This is a genomic window from Streptomyces sp. LS-MS-L19, from assembly GCF_058382285.1.
Map to the genome: position 1 here is coordinate 9,672,329 of NZ_JBYCLL010000001.1, position 12,011 is coordinate 9,684,339.

The following is a 12,011-nucleotide window of genomic DNA, read 5'->3' on the forward strand; positions in this document are numbered from 1 at the left end:
CTCTTCCGTCGATTCGGTGTCGGCTGGTCCGGGGTGGACTGAGGGGCAGTCAGCCGAAGAACACCCCGAATTCGTCGTACAGCGACGGGTTCACCGGCTTGATCCGCCCTCTGGTCTCGTCGAGGGGAACACGGACGACGTCCGTGCCGCGCAGGGCCGTCATCGTGCCGAAGTCGCCGTCCTTGACCGCGTCGATCGCGTGCAGTCCGAAACGGGTCGCCAGCCACCGGTCGAAGGCGCTGGGCGTGCCGCCACGCTGGACGTGGCCGAGCACCGTGGTGCGAGCCTCCGTGCCGGTGCGCTGCGAGATTTCCCGGGCCAGCCACTCGCCGACGCCGGACAGCCGCACATGGCCGTACTCGTCGCGCGAACTGTCCTTGAGGACCAGCTCACCCTCCTTGGGCACCGCTCCCTCGGCGACCACGACGATCGGCGCGTAGTGGGTCCGGAACCGGCTCTTCACCCAGCCGCACACCTGGTGGATGTCGAACGGCAGCTCCGGGATCAGGATGACGTTGGCGCCGCCCGCCACCCCGGCGTGCAGAGCGATCCAGCCCGAGTGCCGGCCCATCACCTCCACCACCAGGGTGCGCATGTGCGACTCGGCGGTGGTGTGCAGACGATCGATGGCCTCGGTGGCGATGCCCACGGCGGTGTCGAAGCCGAAGGTGAAGTCGGTGCCGGCCACGTCGTTGTCGATGGTCTTCGGGACGCCGACGATCCTGAGGCCCTGGCCGCTGAGTTCGCTCGCAACCCCAAGGGTGTCCTCGCCGCCGATCACGACGAGCGCGTCCACGCCGTGTGCGGCGAGGTTCTCGCGGACCTGTTCCACCCCACCCTCCTGCTTGAGCGGGTTGGTGCGGGAGGAGCCGAGGATCGTACCTCCGCGGGGCAGAATTCCCCGTACGTCGGCGATGTCCAGCGAGACCACAGGGCCCTCGAGGGCACCGCGCCAGCCGTCCCGGAGTCCGGCGATCTCGAAGCCGTACTCCTGGATGCCCTTGCGGACGATTCCGCGGATCACGGCGTTGAGGCCCGGGCAGTCCCCGCCGCCGGTCAGTATTCCGACCTTCATGGCTGGTTCCCCTTTCTGACGAGTGACGTCAGTCGGCGGCGTCCACCCGGTGATCCAGGTGTGCCTGCACCGAGACCACGCCGTCGACGTCCTGGCACAGCCGCTCGATCACAGGGACGAGGCTGGGCGTGAGATTCAGCGTCTCGTGGAGCACGGACAGGGTGATCTCGTCGCGGATCGTGTCGTCCCGGCGCAGGAACACCCGCAACAGGTCGCCGCGACCCCTGCGCAGCAGGTCGGCCTCGGACACCAGGCCCACGGGGCGGTCCAGCTGGTCCATCACGGGTACGGCGGTGACGTCGTTGGCCCTGAGCAGCCGGACGATCTCCTTGAAGGGTGTGTCGGGCCGGACCCGGACGACGTCGTGGGCCATCAGATCGGCGACCGTACGGTGACGCATGGCACGCCTCCTCGTTCCGGGTGACGGACGGCGGCCGTCACTCTTCCAGCGTGCCAGAGGGGTGTGTGGGGGAGGAGGGCCACCCGGGACCCGGACAGGGCTGAACGGCCTGGAAAGAGGGAGTCTCTGAGTGAGGGGGCGACGACTATGTGGGCAGAGTTCGGATGGGGTCTGGTTTTCGGTGCCGCGATGTAAGTGGTGGCGTCTGGCTGTCGTGATGTGGCGTGGCGAATCCACGGCTCCAAGTCGAACGCGGGCCAGGTGTCCGCCGGTTGCTCGTGTCCCCGTGGTCGGCCCGGCTCCGTAGAAGTGCCGTCGCGGCGCATCGTGCAGAGGACGTCGGCTCTGCGGCGGGCGAGGCAGAGCAGGTGGACGGGCTGCCGGCCTCGGGGGGTGGGGGACGTGCCCGCGCGGGTGCGAATCGTGCGACCGCCGTACGGCGTCCCACGGAGCTGGAGATCACCTGGACGTGGACGATGGGTGTGCGGTAGTCCCGCACCGTCTCATGTGCGGTGCCGGAGCCGGTCCCGGACGAACCGGCACCGGCCGGCACCGCGCTGGTGCTCGCCGAGGCCGTCTCTGCGGAAGTGGCACGCGCGGCTGGAGACGGCCCTCGCCCGCGTCGACGCGGAGCTGGAACAGGACGAGCACGAGGACGCGGTGCGCAGGAGACGGGTGGCGGACCTGTCGGCTCGGATCCGCTGACGGATGCGGGCCGCGCCTGCCGTCCTGGGCCGGGACGGTACGGGGCGGGAAGGGCTCATCCGCTTCTCGCGGATCCTGATTGCGCGGTGCGTGCCCCGAAGACACTTCCCCGCGTCCATCGGCGAGCCCTTCCCGTCACAACCAGCACACCATCTCGACGGCCCGCCGGCCAGGGCCGACCGGCCCCTCTTCGTGATCGACGCGGCCAGGACCACGGACGGCCTCAGGAGGGCGGGCGCAAGTCCTGCGGCTCCGGCTCACGCGGGCGTCCGTCTTCACCCTGCGCGTCGCCGCTCAACACTTCGGCTGGTCGCCCGTCGTACGTCTGCTGCCCGGCCCCGACGACGCCGGCCTGCTTGCCGCCATACGGACAACGGCCCCCGTCCACCGGAACACAACCGGATTCCGTGCCGACCTCTGCGCTGCGGTCTGGCGCCGGCACAGCAGCCGTATGCCTGTCTGCGGCCGTCCGGTGCCACCGCCGGTCCGCGCCGAACTCCCGACGTCGCCCCACGTGGAAGCGCTCTGATCGTCTTCCCTGCGCCCGCCGAGACGGGCCGTCTGCTTCGGGTGGCTGCCGAGGCCGAGCACCGCGATTGTGCCGACGCCGACCGCGGCATGGAAAGCCGTCGCCGGCGGCACCCGGACGAGGACGAGACCGCCGACATCGGCCATCCGAGGACGGCCCTCGGGCCGCAGGAGCAGCCTGAACAGATTCCGATGCGGAACTTCTCCGTCCAGCGGCATCGCGAACGGCCGGCGTGGCTGACGGTGGGTCGGCCAGGCCCTCCAGCACCTCCTGCTCGTGGCCACCGCTCGTGGTCTGCCTGCCTCGCCGCTGCACCAGCCGATGGAGTGGCCCGGCGTGCGCCGCGACCTGAATCCCGACCCTGACCACACCGGGCACGCCCAGATGCCATCCGCCTCGGCTACGGCCCCGAAGGCACCGCCACCCCGCGGCGGAAAGCGCACGCGGTCGCCGACCCGGGCACGTTCCGGTGACGTCGATCTGTGGGCCGGGCAGTACCGCCCTGCCGCGCGGTGGGGACCGATCGGCCCAAGCGGAAGCCGGTCACCCGGCCCACGCTGGAGACATGGCGCATTCCCGATGCCCGGAGCGAAGGAGGAACGGTCATGAAGGGCTTGGTTTTCCATGGCCCCGGTCAGTCCGCCTGGGAGGAGGTCCCGGACCCGGCCGTCCAGGACCCCACCGACGCGATCGTCAGGGTCAAGGCCGTCACCATCTGCGGGACGGATCTCCACATCCTCAAGGGCGACGTGCCCGAGGTGGAACCCGGCACGATTCTGGGCCACGAGGCGGTCGGCGAGATCGTCGAGGTCGGGAGCGATGTGCGCACCGTCCGTCCCGGTGACAGGGTCCTGGTGTCCTGCATCACCGCCTGCGGCCGCTGCCGTTACTGTCGGCAGGCCATGTACGGCCAGTGCCTGGGCGGCGGAGGCTGGATCCTGGGTCACCGGATCCACGGAACGCAGGCCGAGTACGTGCGCGTGCCCTTCGCGGACCTGTCCGTGCACGCGCTGCCCGGCGGGCTGAGCGCATCGGACGCGGTCCTGTTCGCCGACATCTTCCCGACCGCGTACGAGGTCGGCGTGCTCAACGGAGCCGTACGGCCCGGGGACACCGTCGCCATCGTCGGAGCCGGACCCATCGGGCTGGCCGCGATCCGCACGGCGCAGCTGTACAGCCCTGAGCGGATCATCGCCGTCGACCTCGCCGACTCCCGGCTGGACGCCGCCAAGCGGCTCGGCGCCGACGTCGTCGTCGCCGTCCGGGACGACCCCGGGCAACTGGTCGCCGACCTCACCGACGACCTGGGCGCCGATGTCGTGATCGAGGCCGTAGGTGTCCCGGAGAGCTTCGAGCTCTGCACGCGCATGGTGCGCCCCGGGGGGCATGTGGCGAATGTCGGTGTGCACGGCAAGCCCGCCACCCTGCACCTCGAAGAACTCTGGATCAAGAACGTGACCATGACGACCGGGCTGGTCGACACCTCGTCCACCCCCACGCTGCTTCGCATGGCGGCGGCCGGCCGACTGCCCACCTCGTCGATGGTGACCCACACCTTCCCGCTGGACAGCATGGAGGAGGCGTACGACGTCTTCGGACGCGCGTCGGAGACCGGCGCCCTCAAGGTCGTGCTGGGCGACCCGCGCCACGACGTCCTCGCCGTCCCATCGGATGCGTGACGGAGGATGAGAGTTACGGCCGCTGTCAGGAGGAGCCTCCGGGCGTCGCGCCGTGGATCAGCACCCTGCTGCGGCTCGCCGGCGCGCTGGACACCGGCGTTACGCTCACCGGCGGTGATGTGGGTCTGCCGCTGGGCCGGAGCAGGGTTCCCGCAACCGCGGAGACGGTGGAGCGCGGCGCCGACGAGTGCTGGTGCAGACCGTCGACCCACGGGGTGGGAAGGCTCGGGGTGGTCACCGCCGAGGGCGTGACGATCCGTCCCGTCCGAAAAACCCTCGTCGACCGGCCATCGCCTTCAGGCAACCCTGACCCCCGTCCGCCGACCCGCGAGGCCGGTCCGAACGGTCCGCTCCTGAAGGGTCGCACGGCACGCGCGTCGGCCCGCCCGGGCCCTGCCCCGCGCCCCGTGCAGGGACGAGCATCGTCGACAGCCCGGTGAACCAACCGCCGACGTGCACAGGAGGGGACAGGGACATGACTGCACAGCGCGTGGTCGTCGGAGTGGACGGCACACTGATCGCGATACGGGCAATGGACTGAGCGGCCGAGGAGGCCGAGCGGCGCGGCGCCACCTTGCACGTCCTCTACGCCGTGTCCGATCACGACGAGGCCGGACCGGTGCTGGCGGTGGCCGCCGCGCGGATGCGCGACCACCATCCCCGGGTGCCCGTCGTGACCGCCGCCGAGGGCAGCGCGGTACAGGCACTCGTGCGGGAGAGCGAGGCCGCCGCCCTCACCGTGGTCGGCACGCGGGGTCTCGGGCGGGTGGGCGGCACGCTGTTCGGGTCGGTGAGTCTGCGGCTCGCCGGGCGCACTCACAGCCCTCTGCTGGTCGTCCGTGGCGATCACCGATGCGACGGCGAGCGCCAGGTGCTGCTCGGCCTGGAGAGCGACACCCACGTGGACGCGGCGGTCTACGCCTTTCAGGAGGCGGAGCGTCGTGGGACCCGGCTCACGGTCCTGCACTCCTGGACCCACCGGCACACGACCCCCGAACTCCCCTCGGTGATGCCGGGGACGCCCCCCGGGCCACGGGAGGTGGCCCGGCAGTCCGCGCGCGAAGAGGCGGTGGCGCGCTTCGACGTGGCCGCGCTGCGTCAGCAGCACTCCGGGGTCGGCGTCGAGACCTTGACGGTGCGTACCGCCCCCGCGCGGGCTCTGCTGGAGGCGACACGCGAGGCCGGCCTCGTGGTCATCGGGGCCAACCGCCACGGGCACGGCACCACCCCGCGACTGGGCATGGTCGGACACACCCTCCTTCACCGCTCGCACTGCCCGGTGGTCGTGGTGCCCAGCCGATAGGGGGCGTTCAACCGGGTGGCCTTGAAGTACTTGTCCTTCCCGCTGCGTACCCAGGCGGTCTGCAGCCCGGCGATCAGGAAGGCCAGGCTGATGGTGATCGGGACGAACAGGAAGTGGTAGACCGTCGTGATGCCGAACTGCCATCGCACAACGGTCTCCTGAGCCAGCGCCAGTTCCACGGCGGGTCTCCTCGCGTACGGGCCGAGCGCCCTCCGAGGGCGGGGTCGGCTGGGGACATGCGGGGCCGACCGGACAGGCCCCGGCTCATGGAGGACACCTTCCGGTGTGGGGAAGTGGCCGGGACAGCACCCGACTGGACCGCGCCACGGGGCCGAACGGCCCTCACACCCAGGCCCGCCCCGCGCCGACCGGCTCCACCGGCCGCCCCGACCGTCAGCAGCCGGCTTCTCCGCACCCACTATTCGGGCCCACCGGGCCGGCCCCGGTACTCAGAGGCCGACGCCGACCAGGCTGCACCGTCATCAGGCGGACCGGGCAGGCCCGCGGTGCCCTGGTGTCGGTCGGCCGCATCGTGTCCGACCGGCCGGGCCGGTCCACCGTCCTGCCGCTCGACTTCTGTCTGGACTTCGGTGGTGCGGTGCTGCCGCACGGGGTGCGGCTCTTCGCCTGACCGGGGCCCTGACCGGGGCCCTGCGTGGAGGGCCGAAGGGCCCCATGGCAAAGGGGCCGGACGGGCGCGGCGACAGGTTCCTGGCGGCCCTGCCCCCGGGAACGGCGGGCGACGAGCATCGTCAGTGGAGCCGAACACGCAGATCCCGTGGACGGCGTCGTGAACGAATGCGGAGGCTGTGATGACGCTGGCACCCCACGCACAGGTGACCAAGACCGACCTGGACGCACCCGCAGAAGCGTGGCGCCGGTTCGCCGGGGCACGGTGGCGGGAGCACGTCGACGTGCGTGACTTCATCCAGGCCAACTACACGCCGTACGAGGGCGACTCGGATTTCCTGGTCGGTCCGACCGGGCGGACTCTCGCGGTCTGGGACAAGGTCAGCGCCCTGTTCCCCGAGGAGCGGGAGAGGGGCATCCTCGATGTCGACACGGCCACTCCGTCCACGATCACCTCGCACGCGCCCGGTTACATCGACCCCGACCGTGAGCTGGTCGTGGGCCTGCAGACCGACGCCCCGCTCAAGCGTGCGATCATGCCGAACGGCGGCCTGCGGATGGTCGAGAACGGGCTGGCGGCCTACGGCTACGAGGTCGATCCGTTCGTGACGCGGGTCTTCGGTACGTACCGCAAGACCCACAACGACGGCGTGTTCGACGCCTACACACCGGAGATGCGCGCCGCCCGCAAGGCGGGGATCATCACGGGGCTGCCGGACGCCTACGGCCGCGGCCGGATCATCGGCGACTACCGACGTGTCGCGCTGTACGGCACGGCGCGGCTGATCGAGGCCAAGCGTGGCGAGCGCGCCCTGCTGGACGCGCGACCCTCCGGCCAGGACGTCATCCGGGACCGTGAGGAGCTCGCCGAGCAGATCCGCGCGCTGGGGGAGCTTGCCGAGATGGCCGCCTCCTACGGCTGCGACGTCACCCGCCCCGCCACCACCGCGCACGAGGCCGTGCAGTGGCTCTACCTGGGCTTTCTCGCCGCGGTGAAGGAGCAGAACGGCGCCGCGATGTCCCTGGGGCGCACCTCCACCTTCCTGGACGTGTACCTGCAACGGGACCTGGACGAGGGCCGCATCGACGAGACCCGCGCCCAGGAGCTGATCGACGACTTCGTGATCAAGCTGCGGATCGTACGGTTCCTGCGCACCCCCGAGTACGACGCGCTGTTCTCCGGCGATCCGACGTGGGTGACGGAGTCCATCGGCGGCATGGGCGCGGACGGCCGGACCCTGGTCACCCGCACCTCCTTCCGCTTCCTGCAGACCCTGTACAACCTGGGTCCGGCCCCGGAGCCCAATCTCACGGTGCTGTGGTCGCCGCGGCTGCCCGAGGGCTTCAAGCGGTTCTGCGCCCAGGTCTCGATCGACACCAGCGCCATCCAGTACGAGTCCGACGAGCTGATGCGTCCGCGCACCGGGGACGACACGGCGATCGCCTGCTGCGTGTCCGCGATGGCGGTGGGCAAGCAGATGCAGTTCTTCGGCGCGCGGGTCAACCTGGCCAAGGCGCTGCTGTACGCGGTCAACGGTGGCCGGGACGAGATGACCGGCGAGCAGACAGCGCCCAGGACTCCCGCGCTGACAGGCGAGTACCTGGACTACGGCGAGCTCTCCCGGGCGTACGACCGGGTGCTGGACTGGCTGGCGGAGACCTACGTCGACGTGCTCAACATCATCCACTACATGCACGACAAGTACGCCTACGAGCGCATCGAGATGGCGCTGCACGACCACCCGGTGCACCGGTTCATGGCGTGCGGCATCGCGGGCCTGTCGGTCGCCGTGGACAGCCTGTCCGCCGTCAAGTACGCGCGGGTGAAGGTGTTCCGGGATGCCACGGGTCTCGCGGTCGACTTCCGTACCGAGGGAGAGTTCCCCGCGTACGGCAACAACGACGACCGCGCCGACGACATCGCCGTCGGGCTGGTGGAGTCGTTCATGGCCAAGGTGCGCAAGCACCCCACCTACCGGGGCGCCGAGCACACCCAGTCGGTCCTCACCATCACCTCCAACGTCGTCTACGGCAAGCACACCGGCAACACCCCGGACGGCCGGCGTGCGGGCGCCCCCTTCGCGCCGGGCGCGAACCCGATGAACGGCCGGGACCGGCACGGCATGGTCGCCTCGGCACTGTCGGTGGCGAAGCTGCCGTACGAGGCCGCCCGGGACGGGATTTCCCTCACCTCGACCGTCACGCCCGAGGGGCTCGGCCACGACCCGACCGAGCGTGCCGCGAACCTGGCGGGCATCCTCGACGCCTACATGGCCTCCGGCGGCTTCCACATGAACGTCAACGTGCTGAACCGGGCGACGCTCGAGGACGCCATGGAACACCCGGAGAAGTACCCGGAGTTGACGATCCGGGTGTCCGGGTACGCCGTCAACTTCGTCCGTCTGACCCGCGAGCAGCAGCTCGACGTGATCAGCCGCACCTTCCACGGAGCAATGTGAACACCGTGCCGCGGCTCGCCGCCGGACAGGTCTCGGGCCGGATCCACTCCTGGGACCTGTCGACCGGCGTGGACGGCCCCGGCACGCGGTTCGTGCTGTTCACCAGCGGCTGCCCGCTGCGCTGCCTGTACTGCGCCAATCCCGACACCTGGCACATGCGCGACGGCCGGGAGGCCACCGTCGACGAGGTGATGGCCGAGATCGACAAGTACCGGCCCTTCATCACCACGGCCGGCGGGGGAGTGACGCTCACAGGAGGTGAGCCCCTGCTCCAGCCTGATTTCACGGCCGCGGTGCTGCGCCGCTGCAAGGAGGCCGGCCTGCACACAGCCCTGGACACGTCCGGCTTCCTGGGCACCCGCGCGACCGACGAACTGCTCGCCGACACCGACCTGGTGCTGCTCGACATCAAGTCCTTCGACGTCGCCACCTACCGCAAGCTCACCGGCGGTTCGCTCGCCCCCACGCTGAACTTCGCGACCCGCCTCGACCGGCTCGGCGTTCCGCTGTGGATCCGGTACGTCCTGGTGCCCGGCTGGACCGACGACCCGGAAGCCGTCGACGGCCTGGGCGCGTTCCTGGCCGGGCTGGGCACCGTCGACCGGGTCGACGTCCTGCCGTTCCACAAGCTGGGCGCTCACAAGTACGACGCCCTCGGGCTGCCCTTCCCCCTGCGCGACACTGCCTCACCCGCTCCGGAGCTGATCGAGCGCGTGCGTGAGCAGTTCCGGGAGCACGGGCTCCGGGCCCTGTGACCCCTGGCGCGGCATGACGCCAGGATCGGTCAGCTCCTGCCTGATGTAGCAGATTACTAATTGCATAATTTCGCAATTGATTAGATGCTGTGTCGGGTGCGCCTGCGGTAGCCGCAGGCAGAGCGTTCTGTCAGTGCCCCCCGAGCGGGGCGTTGTAAGAGAAGCCGAGGGGTTGTGTCTGTTCCGCTGTACCAGGCCGAGGCCGCCGAGCGATGACCTCGGGAATCACGGGGCTCGGACGGGCTCGGGCGCGGATCGCCACGCTGCTGCCCACCCGTACCGACCTGGCTCCCATGCGGCGCGCTCCGCGCCGGGACCTGCTCGCCGGTCTGACCGTCGCGATCGTCGCGCTGCCCCTCGCGCTGGGCTTCGGCGTCTCCTCAGGGCTGGGAGCCGAGGCCGGGCTGGCGACCGCGGTGGTCGCGGGCGCGCTCGCCGCACTGTTCGGCGGGTCGAATCTCCAGGTGTCCGGGCCCACGGGGGCCATGACGGTGGTGCTGGTGCCGATCGTCGGTCAGTACGGGCCGACCGGGGTGCTCACGGTCGGGCTGATGGCCGGCGTCATGCTCGTCGCACTGGCCGCGCTGCGGGCCGGCCGGTACATGCGGTACGTGCCCGCACCGGTCGTGGAAGGCTTCACGCTCGGCATCGCCTGTGTGATCGGGCTGCAGCAGGTCCCGAACGCGCTCGGGGTGGACAAGCCCGAGGGCGACCGTGTGCTGGTGGTGGCCTGGCGGGCGGTCGAGGAGTTCACCCGGCACCCGAACTGGACCGCCGTCGGCCTCGCGGTCGCGGTAGCCGCGGTCATGCTGGCAGGAGCCCGCCGGTGGCCGGCGATTCCCTTCTCCATCCTGGCCGTGATCGCCGCGACGGTCGTCGCGCGGCTCGCTCACCTGGACGCGGCAGATCCGATCGGCGATCTGCCCTCCGGCCTGCCGGCACCCTCGCTCGGCTTCCTGGACCTCGCGTCGCTGGGCACGCTTCTCGCCCCGGCCGTGGCGGTCGCCGCGCTGGCCGCGCTGGAGTCACTGCTGTCCGCCTCGGTCGCCGACGGCATGACCGTCGGCCAGCAGCACGACCCCGACCGCGAACTGTTCGGCCAGGGCCTGGCCAACATCGCCGCCCCGCTGTTCGGCGGTGTACCGGCGACGGGGGCCATCGCCCGCACCGCCGTCAACGTCCGCACCGGCGCCGGGTCCCGGCTCGCGGCGCTCACCCACGCCGCGGTCCTCGCCGTGATCGTCTTCGCGGCCGCGCCGTTGGTCTCGAAGATCCCGCTCGCCGCACTGGCGGGCGTGCTCCTGGCCACCGCCGTCCGGATGGTCGAGGTCGGCTCCCTGAAAGCGATGGCCAAGGCCACCCGCTCCGACGCGCTGATCCTCGTCCTGACCGCGGTCGCCACCCTCGCCCTCGACCTGGTCCAAGCGGTGATCATCGGCCTGGTCGTCGCCGGTGGCCTGGCCCTGCGCGCGGTCGCCCAGCAGGCCCGCCTCGACCAGGTGCCCCTGGACCGAGGCGACCACAGCGCCGAGGAGCACGCCCTGCTGGCCGAGCACATCGTGGCGTACCGCATCGACGGTCCACTGTTCTTCGCCGCCGCGCACCGCTTCCTGCTGGAGCTGACCGATGTGGCCGACGTCCGGGTCGTCATCCTGCGCATGTCCCGGATCAGCACCATCGACGCGACCGGCGCACTCGTCCTCAAGGACGCGGTGGAGAAGCTGCGGCGCCGCGGCATCGTCGTCATGGTGTCCGGTGTACGTGCCGGTCAGCGTCAGGTTCTGGACTCCGTCGGGGCCCTGGAACCGCTGCGGCACGACGGCCGGGAGTACGCCACCACACCCGAGGCGATCCTCGGCGCCCGGGACTACCTCAAGGGCGCCGGTCTGCTGCCGGCCGCCCCGGCTCCAGCGTCCCGGTCCGTCGGTGACGGGGCCCGCCGATGAACAGGTCCGGTTTGACCGGCGTCGGAGGCGAGGATGGGCTCATGGCGTTGACGAGTAAGTGGACGCGATGCGTCGGGGTACGGTCGGCAGGGCCGTTCTGTGAGGTCAGGGAGGGGATGGCACGGTGCGCACGCCGCTGTACCAGCTGAAGGCCGAGTTCTTCAAGACGCTCGGCCATCCGGCGCGTATCCGGGTCCTGGAGCTGCTCAGCGAGCGTGAGCACGCGGTCGCGGAGATGTTGCCCGAGGTGGGCATCGAGCCTGCCCATCTCTCCCAGCAGCTGGCAGTGCTGCGGCGGGCCAACCTGGTGGTCAGCCGCAAAGAGGGGTCGACCGTGTACTACTCGCTGACCAGCCCGCAGGTGGCCGAGTTGCTGAGGGTGGCACGGAGCATCCTGTCCGGGGTGCTGGCCGGGCAGGCCGAACTGCTCGCCGACCTGCAGGCGGCCCAGGACGAAGCGAAACCGCCGCCGTAGCGACAGTCTCGTCGTCGACGGTCGCCTTCGCCGGGCGTGGACAGCCCTCCGAGGA

General features: G+C 70.9%; 7 protein-coding genes and 2 pseudogenes. 6 read left to right on the forward strand and 3 right to left on the reverse strand.

Annotation, left to right across the window (positions count from 1 at the left end):
- Positions 1–49 precede the first annotated feature (49 nt).
- Both AC2XR2_RS43200 and AC2XR2_RS43205 read right to left on the reverse strand, forming a co-directional pair.
- The gene (locus AC2XR2_RS43200; RefSeq protein WP_491518201.1) at positions 50–1,075 is read right to left on the reverse strand and encodes a 6-phosphofructokinase; all 1,026 of its coding nucleotides are present in this window, start codon (positions 1,073–1,075) and stop codon (positions 50–52) included.
- Positions 1,076–1,103: 28 nt separating this feature from the next.
- Positions 1,104–1,475: a CBS domain-containing protein gene (locus tag AC2XR2_RS43205; protein WP_491518202.1), complete on the reverse strand. Its 372-nt coding sequence runs from the start codon at positions 1,473–1,475 to the stop codon at positions 1,104–1,106.
- A gap of 1,839 nt (positions 1,476–3,314) precedes the next feature.
- On the opposite strand from AC2XR2_RS43205, the gene AC2XR2_RS43210 reads away from it, so the two are divergent.
- Positions 3,315–4,388 (forward strand): zinc-dependent alcohol dehydrogenase family protein, encoded by a 1,074-nt coding sequence (locus tag AC2XR2_RS43210; RefSeq protein ID WP_491518203.1) that lies wholly within the window; start codon positions 3,315–3,317, stop codon positions 4,386–4,388.
- A gap of 475 nt (positions 4,389–4,863) precedes the next feature.
- Positions 4,864–5,691: pseudogene (locus AC2XR2_RS43215) on the forward strand (universal stress protein).
- An 11-nt stretch (positions 5,692–5,702) separates the two neighbouring features.
- On the opposite strand, the pseudogene AC2XR2_RS43220 reads toward AC2XR2_RS43215, so the two are convergent.
- Positions 5,703–5,870, reverse strand: a pseudogene (locus tag AC2XR2_RS43220) (cytochrome ubiquinol oxidase subunit I); the annotation flags it as partial.
- Positions 5,871–6,503: 633 nt separating this feature from the next.
- Here AC2XR2_RS43220 and pflB point away from each other — a divergent pair.
- The 4 genes from pflB (at position 6,504) to AC2XR2_RS43240 (ending at position 11,956) form a co-directional block, all read left to right on the forward strand.
- A complete protein-coding gene (gene pflB / locus AC2XR2_RS43225) occupies positions 6,504–8,780 on the forward strand; it encodes a formate C-acetyltransferase (protein WP_491518204.1) in 2,277 nt (758 codons plus the stop codon).
- Positions 8,777–9,535 carry a pyruvate formate-lyase-activating protein gene (gene pflA, locus AC2XR2_RS43230; protein WP_491518205.1) on the forward strand — a complete coding sequence of 253 codons (759 nt, stop codon included), beginning with the start codon at positions 8,777–8,779 and terminating at the stop codon, positions 9,533–9,535. Before pflB ends, pflA begins: the two co-directional genes overlap by 4 nt.
- Positions 9,536–9,747: 212 nt before the next feature.
- A complete protein-coding gene (locus AC2XR2_RS43235; protein ID WP_491518206.1) occupies positions 9,748–11,481 on the forward strand; it encodes a SulP family inorganic anion transporter in 1,734 nt (577 codons plus the stop codon).
- Positions 11,482–11,605: 124 nt separating this feature from the next.
- Entirely contained in the window at positions 11,606–11,956 is a 351-nt protein-coding gene (locus tag AC2XR2_RS43240; protein WP_491518207.1) for an ArsR/SmtB family transcription factor, read from the forward strand.
- The last annotated feature ends 55 nt before the right edge of the window (positions 11,957–12,011 follow it).

What these genes read in the sequence shown, in the direction of transcription:
- AC2XR2_RS43200 (WP_491518201.1), bottom strand. Translation starts at nt 1,075, where the DNA reads ATGAAGGTCGGAATACTGACCGGCGGCGGGGACTGCCCGGGCCTCAAC.
- AC2XR2_RS43205 (WP_491518202.1), bottom strand. Translation starts at nt 1,475, where the DNA reads ATGCGTCACCGTACGGTCGCCGATCTGATGGCCCACGACGTCGTCCGG.
- AC2XR2_RS43235 (WP_491518206.1), top strand. Translation starts at nt 9,748, where the DNA reads ATGACCTCGGGAATCACGGGGCTCGGACGGGCTCGGGCGCGGATCGCC.
- pflB (WP_491518204.1), top strand. Translation starts at nt 6,504, where the DNA reads ATGACGCTGGCACCCCACGCACAGGTGACCAAGACCGACCTGGACGCA.
- AC2XR2_RS43210 (WP_491518203.1), top strand. Translation starts at nt 3,315, where the DNA reads ATGAAGGGCTTGGTTTTCCATGGCCCCGGTCAGTCCGCCTGGGAGGAG.